Source organism: Rhodopila sp. (genome assembly GCF_035548095.1).
Lineage (GTDB): Bacteria > Pseudomonadota > Alphaproteobacteria > Acetobacterales > Acetobacteraceae > Rhodopila.
The window spans coordinates 21,924-42,066 of record NZ_DASZUV010000023.1 but is presented as its reverse complement, the minus strand read 5'-3'; the positions used below and the strand labels follow the sequence as shown (position 1 = coordinate 42,066).

At 66.4% G+C, this 20,143-nt stretch carries 17 protein-coding genes; 12 read left to right on the top strand and 5 right to left on the bottom strand.

Features of this window, described 5'->3' with window-relative positions; translation table 11 throughout:
* Positions 1-67 precede the first annotated feature (67 nt).
* Positions 68-2,158, top strand: coding sequence for a hypothetical protein (locus tag VHC04_RS17330; RefSeq protein WP_325683578.1), 2,091 nt, complete (start codon positions 68-70; stop codon positions 2,156-2,158).
* Positions 2,159-2,362: 204 nt separating this feature from the next.
* On the opposite strand, the gene VHC04_RS17325 is transcribed toward VHC04_RS17330, so the two are convergent.
* The gene (locus VHC04_RS17325; RefSeq protein ID WP_325683576.1) at positions 2,363-2,992 is read right to left on the bottom strand and encodes a glutathione S-transferase family protein; all 630 of its coding nucleotides are present in this window, start codon (positions 2,990-2,992) and stop codon (positions 2,363-2,365) included.
* 79 nt (positions 2,993-3,071) lie between these two features.
* Between VHC04_RS17325 and VHC04_RS17320 the strand changes: the two genes are divergently transcribed.
* Complete coding sequence (locus VHC04_RS17320) at positions 3,072-3,863, top strand: alpha/beta fold hydrolase (protein WP_325683574.1); 792 nt, start codon at positions 3,072-3,074, stop codon at positions 3,861-3,863.
* Between the two features lie 102 nt (positions 3,864-3,965).
* On the top strand, positions 3,966-4,460 hold the full coding sequence (locus VHC04_RS17315; protein ID WP_325683572.1) for a hypothetical protein: 495 nt from the start codon (positions 3,966-3,968) through the stop codon (positions 4,458-4,460).
* Between the two features lie 109 nt (positions 4,461-4,569).
* On the opposite strand, the gene VHC04_RS17310 is transcribed toward VHC04_RS17315, so the two are convergent.
* The gene (locus VHC04_RS17310) at positions 4,570-5,724 is read right to left on the bottom strand and encodes an LLM class flavin-dependent oxidoreductase (RefSeq protein WP_325683570.1); all 1,155 of its coding nucleotides are present in this window, start codon (positions 5,722-5,724) and stop codon (positions 4,570-4,572) included.
* A 50-nt stretch (positions 5,725-5,774) separates the two neighbouring features.
* Positions 5,775-6,626 carry an MBL fold metallo-hydrolase gene (locus tag VHC04_RS17305; RefSeq protein WP_325683568.1) on the bottom strand — a complete coding sequence of 284 codons (852 nt, stop codon included), beginning with the start codon at positions 6,624-6,626 and terminating at the stop codon, positions 5,775-5,777.
* A gap of 103 nt (positions 6,627-6,729) precedes the next feature.
* Here VHC04_RS17305 and VHC04_RS17300 point away from each other — a divergent pair, with 103 nt between their 5' ends.
* The 5 genes from VHC04_RS17300 to VHC04_RS17280 all read left to right on the top strand — a co-directional run bounded on the left by VHC04_RS17300 (position 6,730) and on the right by VHC04_RS17280 (position 11,229).
* Positions 6,730-7,335 carry a 2-hydroxychromene-2-carboxylate isomerase gene (locus tag VHC04_RS17300; RefSeq protein ID WP_325683566.1) on the top strand — a complete coding sequence of 202 codons (606 nt, stop codon included), beginning with the start codon at positions 6,730-6,732 and terminating at the stop codon, positions 7,333-7,335.
* Entirely contained in the window at positions 7,335-8,381 is a 1,047-nt protein-coding gene (locus VHC04_RS17295; protein ID WP_325683564.1) for a TIGR03617 family F420-dependent LLM class oxidoreductase, read from the top strand. The genes VHC04_RS17300 and VHC04_RS17295 overlap by 1 nt, the downstream gene beginning before the upstream one ends.
* Before the next feature lie 12 nt (positions 8,382-8,393).
* Positions 8,394-9,542, top strand: coding sequence for an acyl-CoA dehydrogenase family protein (locus VHC04_RS17290; RefSeq protein WP_325683562.1), 1,149 nt, complete (start codon positions 8,394-8,396; stop codon positions 9,540-9,542).
* A gap of 12 nt (positions 9,543-9,554) precedes the next feature.
* Positions 9,555-10,637: an acyl-CoA dehydrogenase family protein gene (locus VHC04_RS17285; protein WP_325683560.1), complete on the top strand. Its 1,083-nt coding sequence runs from the start codon at positions 9,555-9,557 to the stop codon at positions 10,635-10,637.
* Positions 10,638-11,034: 397 nt separating this feature from the next.
* A complete protein-coding gene (locus VHC04_RS17280; protein ID WP_325683558.1) occupies positions 11,035-11,229 on the top strand; it encodes a hypothetical protein in 195 nt (64 codons plus the stop codon).
* A gap of 257 nt (positions 11,230-11,486) precedes the next feature.
* Here the strand turns inward: VHC04_RS17280 and VHC04_RS17275 are convergent, their stop codons facing one another.
* On the bottom strand, positions 11,487-13,178 hold the full coding sequence (locus VHC04_RS17275; RefSeq protein ID WP_325683556.1) for a gamma-glutamyltransferase family protein: 1,692 nt from the start codon (positions 13,176-13,178) through the stop codon (positions 11,487-11,489).
* A 139-nt stretch (positions 13,179-13,317) separates the two neighbouring features.
* Between VHC04_RS17275 and oxc the strand changes: the two genes are divergently transcribed.
* The 3 genes from oxc to VHC04_RS17260 all read left to right on the top strand — a co-directional run bounded on the left by oxc (position 13,318) and on the right by VHC04_RS17260 (position 17,510).
* Complete coding sequence (gene oxc, locus VHC04_RS17270) at positions 13,318-14,976, top strand: oxalyl-CoA decarboxylase (protein ID WP_325683554.1); 1,659 nt, start codon at positions 13,318-13,320, stop codon at positions 14,974-14,976.
* 66 nt (positions 14,977-15,042) lie between these two features.
* Positions 15,043-16,038: a hypothetical protein gene (locus VHC04_RS17265; RefSeq protein ID WP_325683552.1), complete on the top strand. Its 996-nt coding sequence runs from the start codon at positions 15,043-15,045 to the stop codon at positions 16,036-16,038.
* 185 nt (positions 16,039-16,223) lie between these two features.
* Positions 16,224-17,510, top strand: a complete 1,287-nt coding sequence (locus tag VHC04_RS17260) for an MFS transporter (protein WP_325683550.1) — start codon at positions 16,224-16,226, stop codon at positions 17,508-17,510.
* Positions 17,511-17,602: 92 nt separating this feature from the next.
* Here VHC04_RS17260 and VHC04_RS17255 read toward each other — a convergent pair whose 3' ends face one another.
* Entirely contained in the window at positions 17,603-18,424 is an 822-nt protein-coding gene (locus tag VHC04_RS17255) for an NAD-dependent epimerase/dehydratase family protein (RefSeq protein ID WP_325683548.1), read from the bottom strand.
* A 221-nt stretch (positions 18,425-18,645) separates the two neighbouring features.
* On the opposite strand from VHC04_RS17255, the gene VHC04_RS17250 reads away from it, so the two are divergent.
* Positions 18,646-20,130, top strand: coding sequence for an aldehyde dehydrogenase (locus tag VHC04_RS17250; protein ID WP_325683546.1), 1,485 nt, complete (start codon positions 18,646-18,648; stop codon positions 20,128-20,130).
* Positions 20,131-20,143 lie beyond the last annotated feature (13 nt).

Here is a 20,143-nt window from a genome sequence, read left to right as displayed (position 1 = left end):
ATATGGGAACATTTAGCGAACATTATGCGGTGCGAGCCGCTCGGCAGCTATTTCAGGAACCGATCGTATGAGCGTCATTCTATCCGGCACCCGCGTGGTCATGGCCGCACCCGGGCGGCCGATGCTCGCCGCTTCGTTGGGTACCGCAACGCAGAGCAACCCGGCCAGCGGTCTCGCCGCGGTCAGCGGATTGGCCGGCTGGTGGGATGCCGGTGTGGCGGCAGGCATGCTGGATGCCTCCGGTTCCCCGCTGACCGCATCGGGCGCCGCGGTCGCCGCCGTCGCGGACAAGTCGGGCAATGCCCAGGTCCTCTCCGTCTGGCACGCATCCTCCAACGGTTCAGCGCCGGTCGCCACGCCACGGCTGAACGGGCTGCTGGGCGGGCTTGGCCGCAGCACCGTCATCCCGCCGGCGCTGCCCACCGGCTCGCAGCAATTGCCGGTGATGGATCCCGATCAGGGGCTGCGCAGCGGCAGCTTCAGCATCGGGACCGGCGCGGCCTGGACCGTCTTCCTGGTCTGGTCGCGGCCGAACTGGCGGCAGGGCAGCACGACCGCCAGCCCGCTGCTGAGCATCAACGGCACCACCGTACTGGCCGCCGACAACAACGGCGGCACACGCCTTGTGCTGTTTCCCGGCACGCAGCAGACCGTGCTGAGCACGATCTTGACCCGCCGCCACTCCCATGCGGTGATTCTGCGTAACACGCCGGGTTCGGGCATGGATGTCTGGCTGGATGGCACCCAGCTAGCCAGCGGCGCGCCGAACCCGCTGGGCAGCAGCCTGAACGCGCCGCTGCTGTTCCTGCATAACGGCGGCGGCCAGGGCGGTGCGGAGTGCTGGTTCCATGAGGCGGCCTTCTGGCCGCTGGCGGTCTCCGCCGCCGGGATCGCCACCATTCTGTCCTATCAGAGCCGCTGGTACCTCGGCGCTCGGCGCGGCATCCAGATCCTGGTCTGTGGCCAGTCGAATGCCGGCAATGGGTTGAACGATGGTGCCTGGCACCTGCTGGCGCAGGGTGTGGCCTGGCATCTGGGCGCGCTCGCCTATGGCGTGGTCGGCACCTACGGCTATCCGCCGTCGGCGACCTGTATCGGCGGCCAGGGTATCTATCCGGTGCCGGCGCTGGGGTTTCCAGGCTCCTTCCTGACCAATCCCGGCGACGGAAGCGATCCCTCCACCTGGGCCTTGGGCGCCGACGGGCTGGCGGTGCAATCCTATCTGGCGAACAGCACAGCGGCCGCTGATGCCAATGATATCGCCGTTCTGTTCTGGCCATGGTCGGAGACCGATTGCACCCGGCAATACAGCGAGAAAGCCACCTATGAATCCGCGGCTCGGCGTCTGCTGGCACTGGAACGAGGCATGCTGTCGCGCCGCGCCGCGAGCCTGCCGCTGGTGTGGTGGTCGGCAATCCCCTTCGCCTATGGCAGCAACGATCCTGGCATGCAGATGCAGCGCGAGGTGGTCGCCGAGATGGCGGCGGATGGCACGCAGAACGTTGCCGTCGTGCTGCCGCAGACCGCCGACACCCTGCCGCGCGGTGCCATCCAGGCGGCCGACGGAACCTGGAGCGGCGGCGATTCGCTGCATCGTGACGCGGTGGACAATCTGCGCTTCGGCCGCCTGGCGTCACCGCTGGTGGCGCGGGCGGTGCTGGCCTGCGGCGGCGGCGACACGATCAGCGCCTTGCCGGCCGGCGTGCCGATGATGGGCGGGCCGGCAGTGACCCATGTCTATCGGCAATCCAACACCACGTTGGTCGTCACGATCGCGCATGATTGCGGCACCGACCTGATCGTGCCATCGCCGCAGGGGTCAGCCGGGCTGGGTTGGGCGGTCATGGATGGCGGCATTGCCGCGATGCCGGGCAACATCGTGACTGCCACCGCCTGCGTCCGGCTGAACGCCACCCAGTTGCAGTTGACATTGGCCACGGCGTTGACGACGGCGAGCCAGTATTGCCGGCTGTTCTATCCGTACGGCACCACCACGATCGGCCGCGGCAACGCGGTGACCGACAACCGTGCCAGCGTTGCGCCGCCAACCGGCTGGGACATCACCGCCGATCTGGGGGCCGACTGGGGCGTCAACATGCCAGTGCACGTGCCGATGTCGTCGCCGGGCGGTATCGGGCTCAGCGATACGCCGACGTAATCAGCGCGGCAGGACCGCCCGTACGTCGCATGGCGTTGCCGTTGACCGCCTCGTTGTTCCACCCGCCATGGCCGCCAACGCTTGCCACTCAGATCCTGGCCCAAAAGCTGGTGGTTTGAATTGGGATTCTCGACGCCGAGGCGCCGGCGCCTCGGCATGCCGCGCCGGCTTCGCGAATCAGTCAATCCCTGCGCCGGTCAGCGATCATCGGTCGTCCACCGGCATGTTCGCCGCCACCGCGGGGCGGGCATTGAAGGCGGCATGCCAGGCCGCCAGCCGCGGATGGCCGTCGCGCCAGCGCATGGCGTCGAAGCGGAAATCCAGATAGCCCAGCGCCACACCGATCGCCAGATGACCGACGGTGAAGCCACTGGCGGCCAGGTCCTCGGCCTCCTGCTCCAGCGCGTCCACGCAGGTCCGCAGCTTGGCGCGCCATAGCGCCATGTGCGGTTCGCTCTGGCGCTCCGTCGGCCGGAAACCCTCGCTCAACAGCGCCAGCGCGGCATCCAGCATGCCCTGGCCCAGCGCGTGGCGGCGCAGCGCGGTCAGCCGAGCGGGCCACGCGGCGGGGAAGAGTTTCGGACCGGTGTGCAGGGTGTCAAGATATTCCAGGATCACCGGTGAATCGTAGATCACCGTACCATCCGGCAACTGCAGCGTGGGGATCTTTCCGAGCGGATTGACCTTCATCAACTCCCAGTGCGGGACCGTTCCGCCGGTCACGGTGCGCACGGTCTCCACCCGGTCGTGCAACCCCATCTCATGCAGGGCGATCATCACCTTGCGCACATAGGGCGAGCGCGGGGACCAGTGCAGGATCATCTTCTGGGTCATGATGGTTTCGGACGCGTGCCTTCACGGACAGCGGGCCGCTGTCTATCCTGCGGCCCAAGATGTGGAGGGGACGTTTGCCATGAACTGGATCGAAGTCAACGGCACCGGCTTGCGCTGGGAGGAAAGCGGCAGCGGTCCGACCACGCTGGTGCTGGTGCATGAAATGGGTGGCACGCTGGATAGCTGGGACAGGGCGTTGGGCGCCTTGAACAACAGCCGCCGGGTGCTGCGGTACGACACGCGCGGCGCCGGCCTGTCGGAGAAGATCCGGGGCGGCGTCACCTGGGACCAGATGGCCGACGACCTGAAGGCGTTGCTGGATGCAACCGGCCATTCCGGGAAGGTGGCTCTGGCCGGCATTGCCGTCGGCGCCGCCATCGCGGCGCATTTCGCCGTGCGGTATCCCGACCGGGCCGCTGCCCTGGTGCTTCACGGGCCTGCCATGGGAGTGGCTGACGACCGCAGGCAGGCGACACTGGATCGCGCGGCCGCGGTGGAAGCCGGCGGCATGCGCGGGGTGGTGGAGACCAGCCTCGCGGCGTCCTATCCACCCGTGGTGCGCCTGGATGAAGCCGTATTCGCCCAGTTCCGGGCGCGCTGGCTGGGTAATGACCCTGAAAGCTTTGCCGCCATCAATCGCATGCTGGCTGGCGAATCGATTGAACACGAGTTGCCCCGCATCGCGTGTCCGGCGCTGTTCACGGCCGGCCGGCACGACAGCCTGCGGCCGCCATCGGTTATTCGTCCGATGTCGGAACGGGTGCCGGGCGCCGAATTTCTGGAATTGAACACGGGCCATTTCGCCTCCGTGCAAACGCCTGGAGTGATGGGTCAGGCGATCCACTATTTCCTGCACGCGCTTGGCTATTGAGCCAGCTCATGGCGCCGTGATACCGGCGCCGGATTGGATCATCGCGGCTGCGAGACGCTCCGGCAGCGTCCTGCGGCCGGACCGCCCCGGAGAGGCAGAGACATGACACGCTTACGCAAGGCTTTAGGGAGCGTTTTGCTGGTGACGCTGCTCGCCGGATGTACGACGGTACTGACGCCCGGGGCACCGCCGGTCGTTATTCAGAGTACGCCATTTGGATCGACAGTGATCGCAGGTGGCGGGCAGGCGGGTGCGCCGCCGGCGAATCTGGACCCGGACCTGCCGGGAACGCTGCCAGCCATGGGCGGGCCGCGCGACGGGATTTATAGCGGCGTTGCCGTGCCGCTGAGCACCGGTGGCGGCATGTGCATCAATACCCAGACGATCGACCAGTTCCGCGTCGAGGGTGATCGCGTCCGCTGGGGCCTGTTCCGTGGTCGCATCCAGGGCAATTCATTGCAGATGGTGCAGGGCAATACGTGGTTCTTCGGCACGTTCGACGGCAATCGGTTCAATGGGCAGATCACCGTCGAGAGCCGGCGGATGGGGCCGAGCTGCACGTTTATGGTGGCTTTGGCGAAGACCGGGTCGCTGTAGGACGTCATCGGACCGGGTTCACCCGGCACCCGTTCGGCTCAGAGGTGCGGTTCGCGCCGTCCGGCCATCATGCCAGCCGGCGCGAAGTCTGGTTCGGCGTGTTCCGGCGCTACTCGGCCGCTGCGCGCTTGGCGGCCAGCTTATCGATCTCGGCCTGCACCGCGGCGCCGGATTCCGTCGTGAATGCGGCGTGGTGGTCGCGGGCATACTCGTAGCTGTCGATCCGCCACTGCCGGTTCGCCTGGAAATGCGGGTGGACGAAGCGGGCCATCAGCTCGTAGTGCCGCTTGGTTTCTGCCCAGTCGGCCCAGTTATGCGCCAGTTCCAGGATCGCGCCAAAGCCGCCGGAGCCCTTCAGCAGCCGCTCGATGAAGGCGATCGCGTCGTCCGGCGTGCCGATGCAGGCCGATCCGCTTTCCACCATGTATTGGTACCGGTCGGCGATGTCGCCCGGCACGATCGGGAAGGTCGCGACATCGCGGAAATAGTCGCAGAATCGATCCAGCCCATGGCGGACGTTCTCGCGGGCTTTTTCCCGCGTCTCGGCGACATGGATCAGGGTGACGAGGCGCCAGTTCCTGCGGTCCGGCCGGTGGCCGTTCTGGATCGCCGTCTCGGCATACAGTTCCCAATTCTTCGCATGGTGCTTCAACGCGTCGTCGCTGGTGCCGCCGATCGACAGCATGCCGATGCCGTGCCGCCCCGCCGCCAGCGCGCCGGCGGGGGAACGGGAGGCTGCCACCGCCATCTCCATTCGCGGCTGGCTGTAAGGCGGCAGTTGCAGCCGCGCATCATGCAGGTCGAACCAGTCGGTCTTGCGCGTGACGGTCTCGCCACGCAGCAGTTCCACGATCACGTCCAGGCCTTCGTTCATCATGCGGCGCTGGTCGGCAGGCTGCACGCCGATCTTCTTCGCGTCATGCACCAGGGAGCCTGGTCCGACGCCAAACATTGCCCGCCCGCGCGTCTGGTAGTCCAGTTGCACCATCCGGTCGGCGACGATGAAAGGGTTGTGGTACGGCAGGGAAACGACGCCAGTGCCCAGGCGGATATGCCGGGTGCGTTCGGCAGCGGCCGCAATGAAGACTTCCGGGCTGCTGATGATCTCGAACCCGCCGGAGTGATGCTCACCGATCCAGGCTTCATGGTAGTTCAGCGCGTCCAGGTGCCGCACCAGCTCGAAGTCGCGCTCGATCGCCAGGATCGGGTTCTCACGCGTGTCGTGGAACGGCGCCAGAAAGATGCCGCTGCGCAGATAGGTCATGGGTCGCCTCCGTCATGGTTGCGCGGTCTCGGGGTGGCTGTCGCGTGGCTTCACACGTCCAGCCGATAGGTGTCGCCGTCGCGGACGATGCGGCCCGCGGTGGCGCCGGCGAAATGGGTGCCGATGACCAGCACCGGCGCGCCGGCCAGGCGCTGGAACATCAGGCGGCGGGTTTCAATACCCTGGTCCGGATCGCTGTCAGCCAGCGTGCTCCATTCCGGATGCGCGATCTGGCAGGGATGGTGCATGAAATCGCCGGTGATCATCGCCGTCTCGCCGCGGGATTCGATCATGACGCTGACATGGCCCGGCGTATGGCCGATCGTGGGGATCAGGCGGATTTCATCACAGATCCGCTCCGTCGTGTCGACCAGGGTCGCGAGGCCGGCGTCGATGATCGGCGTCACGGAATCCGCCATGAGCTGCGCCATGTCCGGCCGATCCTTCACGGTGATCCAATGCTCGAATTCGGTGCGGCCGAACAGATAGCGTGCATTTCGAAATGTCGGCGCCCAGCGTCCGTGCTCCAATTTCGTGTTCCAGCCGACATGATCGACGTGCAGATGGGTGCACAGCACCGTGTCGATCGAATCCGCCGGAAAGCCGGCTTCCGCCAGGTCCGCCAGGAACGGACCGGTGCGGTCGTTCCAGTGCGGGATGCGCCGCCCCTGCTTGTCGTTGCCCAGACAGGTATCGACGATGATCCGCCGCGACGGCGTCTGCACAAGGAAGCTGTGGATGCTCATCTTCAGCCGCCCGTCGGCATCGGCGAAATGCGGATACAGCCAGACGATCGGCTTCACCGCCTCGGGTGTCGCCTGGGGCAGCAGGAACCGGCTGCCGCCGGTCGCCTCCATTTCGACGAGCTTCGTCACCGTGACGTCGCCGATCGTCCATTGCATGCGGAGCGCTCCTCTTTGGCACAACTCTAGCCCGGTTCGCCCGGCTTGTGCCAATCCGAGCGCTTCGCCAGAATCGGAGGCAGCGACGTTCGGGACGAAACGCATGGCTCTCCACATCGATTACTATGTCTCCCTCAACTCCCCCTGGACCCATCTCGGTGCCGCTCGGATCGAGGCCATGGCGATGGCGCATGGTGCCACGATGCGCATCTATCCGGTGGATTTCGGTGCCATTTTCGCGAAGTCAGGCGGCCTGCCGCTGCCACAGCGATCCCCCCAGCGGCAGGCGTACCGGCTGCAGGAACTGGCGCGGTGGCGCGATCATCTGGGCATCCCGGTCAAGACTCATCCGAAATATTTTCCATCCAGCGAGACGCTGACAGCCGGCTGCGTCATCGCGGTGCGGGAGACGATCGGTGACCAGCCGGCGATCCGGCTGGCGCACCGCATCCTGAAGGCGGTGTGGCAGGAGGAGAAGAACCCGGCCGATACCGCCACGCTGTCGGGGCTGATCACCGATGTCGGGCTGGATCCGATCGAGGTGCTGAAACTGGGCGAGGAACCGCGTTGGGCCGAGCGGCGGCTGGCGGACACGCAGGCGGCGCTGGATCGCAACGTGTTCGGCGCGCCGTTCTACGTGATCGGGGACGACCTGTTCTGGGGACAGGACCGGCTGGACTTCGTTGAGCGCCGGCTGGCGCGCGGCTGATGCGCGTTTTTACCAGCCTGCCGCAGCGGCACTGGCGTGAGGTGGCGCCTGCCGCCCGGGCCGCCGAGGCCGCCGGCTTCGACGCGGTGATGACCGTGGAGCTGGGCCATGACCCGCTCACCCCGCTCGCCGTCGCTGGCCTCGCCACGCAACGTCTGGAACTGACTCCCTCGGTGGCCGTTGCATTCCCGCGCAGCCCGACCGTGCTGGCGCAGCAGGCGTGGGATATCCACGCCAATTCCGGCGGCCGGTTCGTCCTGGGGCTGGGCAGCCAGGTGAAGGGGCATAATGAGCGCCGTTTCGGCATCGCATGGACCGCGCCGGCGCCGCGGATGCGCGATTACGTGCGGGCGCTGCACGCGGTCTGGACCGCGTGGGAAACCCGCGGTCGATTGAATTTCGACAGCCCGCACTACAAACTGTCGCTGATGACCCCGGATTTCTCCCCCGAACCGACCGGGTTGCCGATGCCGGCGGTGACGATTGCGGCGGTGGGTGAGGCCATGCTGCGCGTTGCCGGCCAGGTTGGCGACGGGGTTCGGCTGCACCCGCTGTGCTCGCGTGCCTATCTGGAGCAGGTGTGCCTGCCGCAGATGATGGAGGGAATGCGCCGTTCCGGCCGCTCCCGCCTGCATTTCGACGTTCATGGCGGCGGTTTTGTCTGTACCGGCCCGGATGAGGCAACCGTCGCGGCCGAAGTGGAAAAGGCCCGCCGGCGTATCGGATTTTACGGATCCACCCGAACCTATCTGCCGATCCTGGCGCTGCACGGTCTGGAGGACCTGTCGGCCAGATTGCACCGCATGTCGGTGGAAGGCCAGTGGGACAAGATGGCGGCCGAGGTGTCCGACGAGGTAGTCGGCATCTTCGCCGCCCGCGGCACCTATGCGGAGCTGCCGAAAGCCGTGGAGGCGCGGTTTGGCGGCCTGGCGGATTCCATCGACGTGCATTTTCCGCCGGAAACACCGGCGGGCCTGGCGAGGGAGGTGGTGGCCGACATCCGGCGCATTCCGCACACTTTCGCCGGGTTCAATACGAACTGGTAAGGGGAGCATCCAATGGTGACACCGATGTTTCGTTTCGATCCGGTGGAATTGCCGCCGGAAGCCCTGGCCCTGCGGCAGGAGGTGCGCGCCTTCATCGCAGAGCACCAGGACGTGATGGGATTCTTCCGCTCCTCCTTCAACCGCGATTTCAGCAAGGCAATGGCTCGGCGCGGCTGGATCGGCATGACGTGGCCGAAACAATATGGGGGCCATGAACGCTCGGCGTTCGAGCGCTATGTCGTGATCGAGGAAATGCTCGTGGCCGGCGCGCCGCTATCCGCCCATTACACCGGCGACCGGCAGAGCGGACCGAACATATTGCGGTTCGGCACCGAGGAGCAGAAGCGGTTCTTCCTGCCGAGGATCGCCGCCGGAGAGCTGACCTTCTGCATCGGCATGAGCGAGCCGAACTCCGGCAGCGACTTGGCCGGCACACGTACCCGCGCGGTGAAGGTGGATGGCGGCTATCGCATCAACGGCAGCAAGCTGTGGACGTCGAATGCCCATCGCGCGGACTATGCCATCCTGTTCTGCAAGATGGCGAGCGACGGGCAGCAGGAGGTCGATCGCCATGCCGGCGCGACGCAGTTCCTGCTGGACCTGAAGACGCCGGGGATCGAGATCCGTCCGGTGATCAACCTGCTGGGTGAGCACCATTTCAACGAGATCTTCCTGACCGACGTGTTCGTCCCCGACTCGCTGCTGCTGGGCAAGGAAGGCAATGGCTGGAACCAGGTGACCAGTGAACTGGCGTTCGAGCGCAGCGCGCCGGACCGGTTCCTGGTGCTGTTCCAGATGCTGCGGGAGATGGTGCGGATGGCCGGCCCTGATCCGGACAAGGCGACCGCCGCGGCGTTAGGTAAGCTGATTTCCCAGTTGGCGACGCTGCGGAGCATGTCGCTGTCGATTGCCGGCATGCTGCAGGACGGGTTGCAGCCGAACAACGAGTCCGCCGTGGTGAAGGATCTTGGCACGCGCTACGAGCAGGACATCCCTGTCGTGGCTCGACAGCTGTTTCCGACCGAACCGGAACTCGAGGCGGTCGAGACCTATGTCTCCATGATCGCCCGCTCGACGATGAACGCGCCGCGCTTTTCCATCCAGGGCGGCACACGCGAAATCCTGCGCGGGATCATCGCCCGCGGCCTGGGTCTTCGGTAAGGGAGCACGGTGATGGCGATGCGCGACGAAACCCGGATGCTGCTGGAAAGCATGACCCGGCTGTTCGAGGACAAATCCACCAAGCAGGTGGTCGACGCCGCCGAAACGGGCGTGTTCGCCGCCGATCTATGGCAGGCGGTGGCCGAAACCGGCGTGCCGCTGGCGGCGCTGCCGGAGGCGTCGGGCGGCGCGGACGCGGAATGGTCCGACCTGTTCGCGGTACTGCGCGTGGCGGGCCGCTTCTCGGCCCCGATCCCGCTGGCGGAGACGATGCTGGCTGGCTGGGTGGCCGCCGGTGCGGGGCTGGAGGTCGCGGACGGGCCGATGACGGTCGGCCCCGTCCGCCCCGGCGAAACACTGACGCTGGCGCAAGACGGCAATGGCTGGCGCCTGTCCGGTACCGCCAGCCGGCTGCCATACGCGTCACACGCAGCCAGGACCGTTCTGATTGCGGATGGACCGGACGGCGAGATGGCGGTCGCGCTGGATGGCACCGGCGAGGCACGGGTGACGGCCGGCAGGAACATCGCCAATGAGCCGCGCGACACGCTGGCCTTCGATGGAGTCCGCATTGCCGCCGACGCCGCCGCGCCGCTGAACGCAGGTGTCTCCAAGGCAGCGTTGTACCGTCGGGGGGCGCTGGCGCGGGCGACGATGATGTCGGGCGCGCTGGAACGGGCGTTGGACCTGGCCGTGACCTATGCGCAGGAACGCGTGCAGTTCGGCCGGCCGATTTCGAAATTCCAGGCCGTGCAGCAGAACCTCGCGGTGCTGGCGGGACAGACCGCCGCCGCCGTGGCCGCGGCCAATCTGGGAATCGAGGCGCTGGGCAAGGGCGATCCGGCGCGCGAGACGTTCCTGATCGCGGTGGCGAAGGCCCGCGTGGGGGAGGCGGCGACCCTGGCGGCCGAGATCGCGCACCAGGTGCATGGGGCGATCGGCTTCACCAAGGAGTACGCACTGCAACTGTCCACGCGGCGCCTATGGTCCTGGCGCGAGGAGTTCGGTCCGGATCCGGAATGGGCAGTCCAGGTCGGTAAGGCCGCCTGTGCGAATGGCGCCGACGGGCTGTGGGCGATGCTAACGGCGGTATAAAAAACGCCGCCCTCCGGAACGACGTCTGTCACCTCAACCCGCTATCGAGGCGACGAGCGACAGACATCGGCACGGGCAAACGCAGACTTCAGATTCCGCCTCGCGGTATCAAACGGACAAGCCGGTTTCGCAGGGCTTTCTGCGGCTTGCCGGCCTGTTTCCGACTGTGGTTGTAATGATGGCGATCGTGTCGGTACCGTCCGTTTTCAAGATATCGCCAGTGCTGTCACCTCGGATCGGCTACGCGGTTCTGGCGCGATGACGAGATCTACCGCATCGCGCTGCTGGCGGGACCGGCGCCGATATTGGGGATACTGCTGGCCTGCGCGGTGTGGGGCGGCATGACCGGTATCAGAACGTTCGGCGCCGCCGGACCATCGACGGAAACATCGGTGCCATGGGCGACACCCCCAGCGTCGCAGGAATGGCCGGTCCGATCCTCGACGTCGATCAGATCAACGCGGCTGGTCCGAAATCGTCGCTGTTCGTGGGGGCCGGCCTGGAATTTCTCGTTGCCCGCGAAGCCGGTGTCGGCAGGGTGAAACGCCGGTCAACTGCCTCATGCGCCTTGGCTTCGGTCCCCACCAGGTAACTTCGCATGTGATTTTGGACATGGTGTCGGGCACAGACCGTTACGAAACAGCACTGTTCCAGCTGCAGCTCGGGCTTTACCCGATCGGTCGGGCGTTTGGCTGGCGGCATGGCTCGACGGTAGCCGGTCCCGCCAGCATGACCATTCTGGTTCGCGCTCCGGGGGACGCAGACCTCAGACCAGCGACCACCAGCGGTTTCGTGCGCCAGACCAAGCCCCGATCGGACTGAACCGCCGCGCGTCCCCTATCGCGTCCCCTATATCGCGATCGCGTAGGCCGGCCGGCGAGGGTCGGCGCCCGCACCCATCAGCCCGGTTTTCGGGTCGGTCAGGATCGCCTCCACCGATCCGGCCAGCCACGTCCAGTCCGGCCAGTCATGGATGCGGTGCCCGCGCGCGGCCAGGTCGTCGCGTGTCGCGGCGTCGATCCGTCCCTCCACCGCCAAGCGTCCCGGAAAATATTCGAACGGGGCGAAGGAGGACGGGAAGTTATAGGACGCGACGCGCGGCGCCTCGATCGCCGTCTGCGGGTCCATGCCAAAATGCATGACGTTCAGCAGCACCTGCAGCATGGCCTGAGTCTGCACGTCGCCGCCCGGTGTGCCGAACGGCATCACGCCGCCATCACGCGTCACCAGCAGCGCCGGGTTCGGCGTCAGCCGCGGCCGCTTGCCGGGTGCCACGCCGGCCGGATGGTTCGGATCGGGGCGGCTCTGCGATCCGCGGCCCGAAGGCGTGATGCCGAGGCGGGGCACGACGGGCACGTTGCCGGACCCGTCCGAGGGCGTCGCGCTGAACGCATTGCCCCAACGGTCGACAACGCAGCAGTACGAGGTATCAGCCTCAACTTTCGGCAGCACCGCGTCCGTCACCGCAAACGCCGCGCCCGCTCGGTCGAGCGGCGCCGGCATGGTGTCGAACGCCATGTCGTCACGAAACGAAGCCGCACGGCGCGCGATGGTCGCGGGATCCAGCAGCCAGTCGATCGGCACGTCCACGAAGCGTGGATCGCCAAAATAATGCTCCCGGTCCGCCAGCGCCAGGTCCAGGCACGCGACGATCCGGTGCAGGTAGTCCGGCGAATTATGCGCCAACCCGTCGATCCCCACCCGTTCGACCAGCGCCAGCGCCTCTTGCAGCGCCGGTCCCTGGCACCACGGACCGCAGGTGATCAGCTCATGCCCGCGCCAGCGCCGCCGCACCACCGGTTCGATGGCGGACCGGTATTCCGCCATGTCCTGCATCGACAGGTAACCGCCTTCCTGCTGCTGGAACCTCACGATCTCCGCGGCGATATCGCCGTGATAAAAGGCGGTGTGCGCGGCGGTCAGGCCGGCGTCGCGGTCGGGTCCGGCCGCGCGGTCCTGGTCCGCCATGAACTGGATGGTGCGCGCCAGATCGGCCTGCAGGAATTTTTCGCCCACATCCGGCACCCGCCCGTTGGGCAGGAACACCGCCATGTTGGACTCCCAGCGCCGGTACTCGGCCTCATGCGAGGCGATGGAGCGTGCCAGCAACGGATAGACGGAAAACCCTTCGGCCGCGAAACGGATTGCCGAGGCGGCGACGTCGGCAAAGCGCAGTGTACCGTGGCGGCGCAGCGCGGTGATCCAGGCATCCGGCGCGGATGGCGCCACGGTCCGCAAAACGCCGTCGGGGATTTTGCCGTTGTGCTGCCGCATGAACAGATCGGCGGGCAGTGTCTTCGGCCACCAGCCCAAGCCGGCGATGCTTTCCACCGTGCCGTCCGCCAGCCGGATCAGGATCGGTGCGACGCCGGCGAAGTTCACCAGGTCGGGCTGCAGCACGCCCAGCGCGATGCCGGCCGCGACACCGGCGTCGATCGCGTTGCCGCCGGCCTCCAGGATAGAAAATCCGGCCGAGGCCGCCAGGTAATGCCCCGCCGAGATCGCGTGCCGCGTGCCATGAACGGTTGGACGATGGGTCATGCGCCGTGTCCCCTCCGCTGCGGAAAGACGCAGCGTGCGGCAAATCCCGGCGCCGGTCCATAGGCCGACCCCCTTCCCAGCCGGCCGATTCTCCCGCAGTCTTTCTGTCAAACGACAAGCGAAGGGAAAGGGAACACACATGGGCAAGATCAATGGCGCCACCCTGATGGCGCGCAGCCTGAAGCAACAGGGCGTTGAATACATGTTTGGCGTCGTCGGATTCCCCGTCGGCCCGATCGCCGAGGCGGCGCAGGCCGCCGGGATCAAGTATTACGGAATGCGGAACGAACAATCGGCGTCCTATGCCGCGCAGGCCGTCGGCTATCTGACCGGCCGGCCGGGCGCCTGCCTGGTGGTGTCCGGCCCGGGCGTGGTGCATGGGCTGGCGGGCCTGGCGAACGCGCAGCAGAATTGCTGGCCGATGATCCTGATCGGCGGTGCCTCCGCCGTCCACCAGAACGGCATGGGCGCGTTCCAGGAGGAGCGGCAGGTGCTGATCACCACGCCGTTCTGCAAGTTCTCCCACGCCGTCGAGCACACCCATCGCATTCCGTTCTATGTCGAAATGGCCGTGCGCACCTCCATCTACGGCCGACCCGGCGCCTGTTACCTGGACATGCCGGACGACATCATCCTGGGCGAGGTGGATGAGGAAAAGGTCCATCCCGCCGCGCGTGTGGCCGATCCACCGCGCATGATCGCGCCGGAGACCGAGATCGAGCGCGCGCTGAACGTCCTGGAATCGGCGCAGCGCCCGCTGGTGATCGTCGGCAAGGGCATGGCCTGGTCGCGCGCGGAAGACGAAGTCCGCGCCTTCATCGAGCGCACGCAGGTACCGTTCCTGGCCTCGCCGATGGGCAAGGGCGTGATGGACGACAACCACCCGCTGTCGGTCGGCGCCGCCCGCTCCCACGCCCTGCAGGAGGCCGATGTCATCTACCTCCTCGGCGCGCGGCTCAACTGGATCATGCATTTCGGGAAACCACCGCGCTTCAACAAGGATGTGCGGATCGTGCAGCTGGATATCGCGGCGGAGGCGATCAGCCAGAACGTGCCGGCCGAGGTCGCGCTGGTCGGTGACGGCAAGGCGATCGTCGGGCAGTTGAACAAGGGGTTGGAGAGGCGCCAGTGGTTCTATCCAAAGGATACGCCTTGGCGCTCCGCCATCGCGGCGAAGGCCGAGGCGAACGCCAAGCAGATCGCCCCGCAAGCGGCCGACGATACCGCTCCGATGAACTATTACCGGGCGTTCAAGGACATCAGCGCGATCCTGCCGGAAAACGCGGTGATCATCGGCGAGGGTGCGAACACCATGGATATCGGTCGCACCCAGATGCCGAACAAAAATCCCAGGCTGCGGCTGGATGCCGGCAGCTACGGCACCATGGGCATCGGCATGGGCTTCGTCATCGCCGCCGCCGCCGTGCATCCGGACCGGCCGATCGTTTCGGTCTCGGGCGATGCCGCCATCGGCTTCTCGGGCATGGAGATCGAGACCGCGTGCCGCTACGGCATGCCGGTGAAGATCATCGTGCTGAACAATGGCGGCATCGGCAGCGGCATCGCGGAACTGCCCAGGGACCGGCTGACGATCCCGCCGCGCGTGATGTCCATCGGCTCCGGCTACGAGAAGCTGATGGAGGCGTTCGGCGGCCGCGGCTGGTATGTGGAGGATCCGAAGGACCTGCGGAAGGCATTGAATGAGCTGATGGCGCATGACGGTCCCGGCCTGGTGAACGTCAAACTGGCGCCGACGGCCGGGCGGAAGCCGCAGCAATTCGGCTGGCATACCTCCTAATCAGCTTTTCGGCGCAGGGCGACCAGGCTATGCAACGCCTGATTGTCCTGCGCCGAGAGAGATTGGATGCAACGCGACGCGCTGTTTTCGGCGTTCGAAAGCCTTGGGAATAACTGCGAACTGGGCTTTGTGCAGGACGCGGCGGGGTGCAAGAGCCTGTCGCTGTTCAAGAATGTCGGCTTCGACCGCACCGAGCAGATCATCGACGCGCTGGAGGCGGGCCTGGAGGGGATGTTCGAACCGGGCGCCTATGCGTTCGCGCATCCTTCGGATTGGCCCGACTACGCGTTGGATTGTCACCGCTTCGGCTTCCGTTTCCACACCGGGCTGGCGGTGACGCAACCGGATGCGGAACGGCATTTCGATTCGCTGCTGACAGCATTTCGCTGGCTGCGCGGCAAGTTCCTGGATGACCTGCGGGCGGGCGTGAAAGTCTTCACCTATCGTCACCAGCTCCAGTTCGATCCGGCGCTGGCCGAGCGGCTGGCCGCGGCGATCCGTGGTTACGGTCCCGGGTGGTTGCTGTGGGTGCGGGCGGATGACCGGCCCGACCGCTGCTTCGCCTGGGTCGAGCGCGGGGCGGTGGAAGGGCTGCTTTTGGGCGGCATGCCGCATCTGGTCGCGGAGCCGCCGCCGCGTGTCGCCTATGACGCTTGGGAGCAGATTGCCCGCCAGGCGCTGCGGCTGCGGGACGGGCAGGATGTACCGGAGTCACCGACCAATGCCGCGGTCCGTCCTGTCACGATCGGCACCTGGTCCGATCCGGTTTCGGTGCAGCCGAATACGACCCTGGTGGCTCATAGCTGGGTCTGGCTGCCGCCCCGCTTCGCCGCGACGCATGTGGCGATCACGGCCGATGGTGCCGTGGCGGGGCAGGGACAGCCGGTCGATACGAAGCGACATGAGTCCTGGCAGCCGGTCTGGACCCTGCTGCGGGTCAACGCCGATCGCACCCAGGTCCGATTGGGCTTCACCACCATCGATGGCGCCGCTCCCCGGATCTATACAACTGGATGGACGATCCGCCATCTGAACCAGACGCCCAGACCCAGAGCGCCATAGCGATGCGCCATAGCGATCCGGCACGCCTTGTCCATCAGGTGGCCGGGGCCTGCTTTGACAACGGGCGCTTTGCTTTGACAAGAGGAGAGCGGCGCGCCACCGTCTGGTTTCCAAAGGCGCCGGCAAATCGACCCCCACGAGTGCAACCAGAACCGACCGGCACCATGGTAGGGAGCAATCTGACCATGAACAACCGCCGGCTGTGGGTCTGCGTTTTCCTCTTCGCATTGACTACCATCAACTACACCGACCGCGTCGCCCTGTCGGTCGCCGCCAAACCGGTCTCGGTCGAGTTCGGCCTGACACCGATCGAAATGGGCTACCTGCTGTCCTCGTTCCTGTGGATGTACATCCTCTGCCTGATTCCGGTCGGCCTGCTCGTCGACCGCTTCGGCGGCAAGGCCGTCAACGCCGCGGGTATCGCGGTATGGTCGGCGGCGACGGTGGCGACCGGCCTGTCCGGCGGCTTTGCCGGCATGGCGGCAACCCGGATGGTGATGGGTGCGGGTGAGGCGACAAGCTGGCCGGCGTCCAACCGCATTATTCGCGAATGGTTTCCGGCGAGCGAGCGCGCCTTCGCCAACGCCGTGTTCGGCGCCGGATCGGCGGCTGGCCCGGCCCTGGGCGCAATGGCCGTCACCACCGTGGTGGGCTTCTTCAACTGGCGCATGGGCTTCTATGCGGCCGGAGCCGTCGGGTTTCTATGGCTGATCCTGTGGCTTGCCCTGTTCAATCGCCCGGAGCGTGTCGCTTGGCTGAGCGAGACGGAACGCACAAAAATCCTGGCAGAGCGGGATGGCAAGGTTGCGCCCACCCAGCGGGCACCCACGCCGCTGTCCCGCCTGCTGACCATGCGCTCCGTCTGGGGGCTGTTCTTTACCCAGGGCTGCATGGTGTATGGCGGCTACATGCTGCTGACGTGGCTGCCCAGCTATATGCAGCAGGCGCGGGGATTGAGCCTGATGAACGCCGGCTTCGTATCCGCCATTCCCTTCGGAGCCGCCGCCGTCATGAGCATCGTGCTCGGCCGGATCGGCGATCTGTGGCTGAGCCATGAGGATGTGCATGCCGGCCGCCGCCGCTCTATGATCGCGCTGATGCTGATGGGGCCGGCGCTGATGCTGCTGATCCCATATGTCAGTGCGCTGTGGGAGATCGTCGTGGTGCTGTCGGTGGCCGCGTCGATGGGCTGGACCGCCAGCGCGCTCAATTTCGCCCTGGTTACCGACCTCGTGCGCAATCCCGTCGACATCGGCAAGGTCACCAGTATCACCGTGCTGGGCGGCAACATCTTCGGATTGATGGGACCGATCGTGACTGGCTACGTCGTGCAGATCACCGGCGGCTACAGCGCGACCTTCGTCGTGGCGGGCGTGCTGGCGGTCCTGGGCGCGGTGTGCACCCTGTCCTTGACCCGTCGGCCGATCGAGGTTTCGGATGCAGACGCCTTGCCGCGTGTGCAGACCGCGTAAGCGGGGGCGGCGGCCGGATCAGCCTTCCACCACCAGGTCGCCGCCGCCAACCGGTTGTCCGGTGCTGCCGAAGATTCCCCTTGTGAGCCCCCTCAGCGCGGCGGATGTTCCGGCGCGCGTGCATGGGAGCCACCGTGCTCTGGCCACTCCCATTCCTCGCGGTCGGGTCCGTCGACATCGACGCCCCTGACGCGCAGGACATCGCGGAAGTTCTCGGCATCGTCACGGGGTTGATAGCCCAGCGTCGCCCAATTCGGATCGCGCGTCTTCAGCCGCGTGTTGTTGGAATAGCCGTTGACGATCAGACAGCCCGGATCGGGATGCCGCAGCGACACATCGACCAGATGGACGACATCGCGCGGGCTGAGCCAGGTCGCCAGGGACCGCTGGTCGATCGGCTTGGATCGGTAGGTGCCGATTCGTAATGAGACCGACCGGATGGCATGACGATCATAATAGTTCTGCAGCATCACCTCGCCCCAGACCTTGAACACGCCGTACAGGCTGTCGGGCCGCGGCGGCAGGGCCGGCGAGACGGTCTCGGTGATCGGATAGCAGCCGAAGGCGTGGTTGCTGCTGGCGAAGATGATACGCTCGACACCGGCGAGACGGGCGGACTCGAACACGTCGAACAGGCCACGCGCGTTGACCCGGAACAGGTCCTCCAGCGTGTAATGGCCGATCATGCCGGCCAGATGCACCACGGCACGCACGTCGCGCATCATGCCATCCAGTGCCGCGCGATCGGCGATGTCGGCGATGACGGCCTCCTCGTTGTTCGCGAGGTCCGCGACCGGGCGGACATCGGTCAGCCGCAGATGTCGCCAGGTGCCGCGCAGCCCGGCACGCAAGGCCGTGCCGATCGCGCCGGCCGCGCCGGTGATCAGCACACGATCCGTCTCGGGGTTGATCATCGCCGGCTTCCTCCCACGTGGTGTTCGCTCTGCTATCATGTCCGCCCCGGCATTGTGTCGGCACAGCGGCTCCCGCGCCAGGGATGCCGTGTTCCACAGCGGTGCCCGGCGGACTGTTCCCGTGGCTCGGGGGATCGCCGAGCCAGCCTGACCTGCTATATACGATCAATCATAGCGCGCGCGACAACCGCGTATGACGGACCGAAGACGGAGACGATTCCATGTCCCTTCCCAGATATCAGGTGCTGATCGGCGGTGAGTGGCGGGATGCTGCATCCGGTGCCGTGTTTGAGACGCATGATCCCTATGCCGGCAAGGCGTGGGCATTGATTCCAGAGTGCAACGACCAGGATGTCGACCGCGCCGTCGCCGCGGCGAAGGATGCGTTCGAGCGCGGGCCATGGGCAACCATGACCGCGACCCAGCGCGGCGCCCTGCTTCGCAAGCTGGGCGACCTGGTGGCCGCCAATGCCGAGAGCCTCGCCCGAACCGAGGTCCGCGACAACGGCAAGCTGATTTCGGAAATGCTCGGACAGACCCGTTACGTTCCGCAATGGTATTATTATTTCGGCGGTCTGGCCGATAAGGTGGAAGGTGGCGTGCTGCCGATCGACAAGGCGGGTGTGTTCAACTTCACCCGCTGGGAACCGCTTGGAGTGGTGGCGGCGATCGTGCCGTGGAACTCTCCGCTGTTGCTGCTGACCTGGAAGCTGGCGCCGGCGCTGGCGGCGGGCAACACCGTGGTGATCAAGCCCAGCGAGTTCACCTCTGCCTCGGCCCTGGAATTCGGCCGGCTGTTCGAGCAGGCGGGGTTTCCGCCGGGCGTGGTCAACATCGTCACCGGCTACGGCAAGGAGGTCGGGGAACCGCTGGTGACGCATCCGGACGTGGCGAAGGTCGCCTTCACCGGCGGCGAACTGTCCGGCCAGCGCGTCTATGAGAGCGCCGCCAGGGGACTGAAGCGGGTTACGCTGGAGCTGGGCGGCAAGTCGCCGAACATCGTGTTCGACGACGCGGTGATGGAGGACGCGGTGAAAGGCGCGATCTCCGGCATTTTTGCCGCCACCGGACAGACCTGCATCGCCGGCTCACGGCTGCTGGTGCAGCGGTCGATCCACAACGAATTCGTCGACCGGCTGGTCACCTTTGCCCGCACCGCGAAGATGGGCGATCCGGCGGATCCCGACACCCAGGTGGGGCCGGTCACGACGCCGCCGCAATACCGGAAAATCCTCGACTACATCGCGGTCGGGCGCAGCGAGGGCGCGCAGGTGGCGCTGGGCGGTGGCCCCGCCGACAAGGCGCGCTTCGGCGATGGCTGGTTCATCGAGCCGACCATCTTCACTGGTGTGAACAACCGGATGCGCATCGCACAGGAAGAGATTTTCGGGCCCGTACTCTCGGTGATTCCATTCGAGGACGAGGAAGAGGCGATCGCGATCGCCAATGACACCGCCTATGGCCTTGCCGCCGGCGTATGGACGCAGAGCATCCGCCGCGCGCTGATGATGTCGGAGCGGCTGCGGGCCGGCACGGTGTGGGTCAACACCTATCGCGCGGTCAGCTTCATGTCGCCGTTCGGCGGCTACAAGCGCAGCGGCCTGGGCCGTGAAAGCGGGCAGGAGGCGATCTACGAATACCTGCAACAGAAAAGCGTCTGGATCAGCACGGCGACGGAGGTGCCGAACCCGTTCGTGCTGCGGTGATCTGCCGGGTTTG

Coding starts and splice junctions, on each gene's coding strand:
- VHC04_RS17290 (WP_325683562.1), top strand. CDS start 8,394: ATGGTGACACCGATGTTTCGTTTCGATCCGGTGGAATTGCCGCCGGAA.
- VHC04_RS17260 (WP_325683550.1), top strand. CDS start 16,224: ATGAACAACCGCCGGCTGTGGGTCTGCGTTTTCCTCTTCGCATTGACT.
- VHC04_RS17285 (WP_325683560.1), top strand. CDS start 9,555: ATGGCGATGCGCGACGAAACCCGGATGCTGCTGGAAAGCATGACCCGG.
- VHC04_RS17325 (WP_325683576.1), bottom strand. CDS start 2,992: ATGACCCAGAAGATGATCCTGCACTGGTCCCCGCGCTCGCCCTATGTG.
- VHC04_RS17310 (WP_325683570.1), bottom strand. CDS start 5,724: ATGACCTATCTGCGCAGCGGCATCTTTCTGGCGCCGTTCCACGACACG.
- VHC04_RS17280 (WP_325683558.1), top strand. CDS start 11,035: ATGGGCGACACCCCCAGCGTCGCAGGAATGGCCGGTCCGATCCTCGAC.
- VHC04_RS17305 (WP_325683568.1), bottom strand. CDS start 6,626: ATGCAATGGACGATCGGCGACGTCACGGTGACGAAGCTCGTCGAAATG.
- VHC04_RS17265 (WP_325683552.1), top strand. CDS start 15,043: ATGCAACGCGACGCGCTGTTTTCGGCGTTCGAAAGCCTTGGGAATAAC.
- VHC04_RS17295 (WP_325683564.1), top strand. CDS start 7,335: ATGCGCGTTTTTACCAGCCTGCCGCAGCGGCACTGGCGTGAGGTGGCG.
- VHC04_RS17255 (WP_325683548.1), bottom strand. CDS start 18,424: ATGATCAACCCCGAGACGGATCGTGTGCTGATCACCGGCGCGGCCGGC.
- VHC04_RS17330 (WP_325683578.1), top strand. CDS start 68: ATGAGCGTCATTCTATCCGGCACCCGCGTGGTCATGGCCGCACCCGGG.
- oxc (WP_325683554.1), top strand. CDS start 13,318: ATGGGCAAGATCAATGGCGCCACCCTGATGGCGCGCAGCCTGAAGCAA.
- VHC04_RS17320 (WP_325683574.1), top strand. CDS start 3,072: ATGAACTGGATCGAAGTCAACGGCACCGGCTTGCGCTGGGAGGAAAGC.
- VHC04_RS17275 (WP_325683556.1), bottom strand. CDS start 13,178: ATGACCCATCGTCCAACCGTTCATGGCACGCGGCACGCGATCTCGGCG.
- VHC04_RS17300 (WP_325683566.1), top strand. CDS start 6,730: ATGGCTCTCCACATCGATTACTATGTCTCCCTCAACTCCCCCTGGACC.
- VHC04_RS17250 (WP_325683546.1), top strand. CDS start 18,646: ATGTCCCTTCCCAGATATCAGGTGCTGATCGGCGGTGAGTGGCGGGAT.
- VHC04_RS17315 (WP_325683572.1), top strand. CDS start 3,966: ATGACACGCTTACGCAAGGCTTTAGGGAGCGTTTTGCTGGTGACGCTG.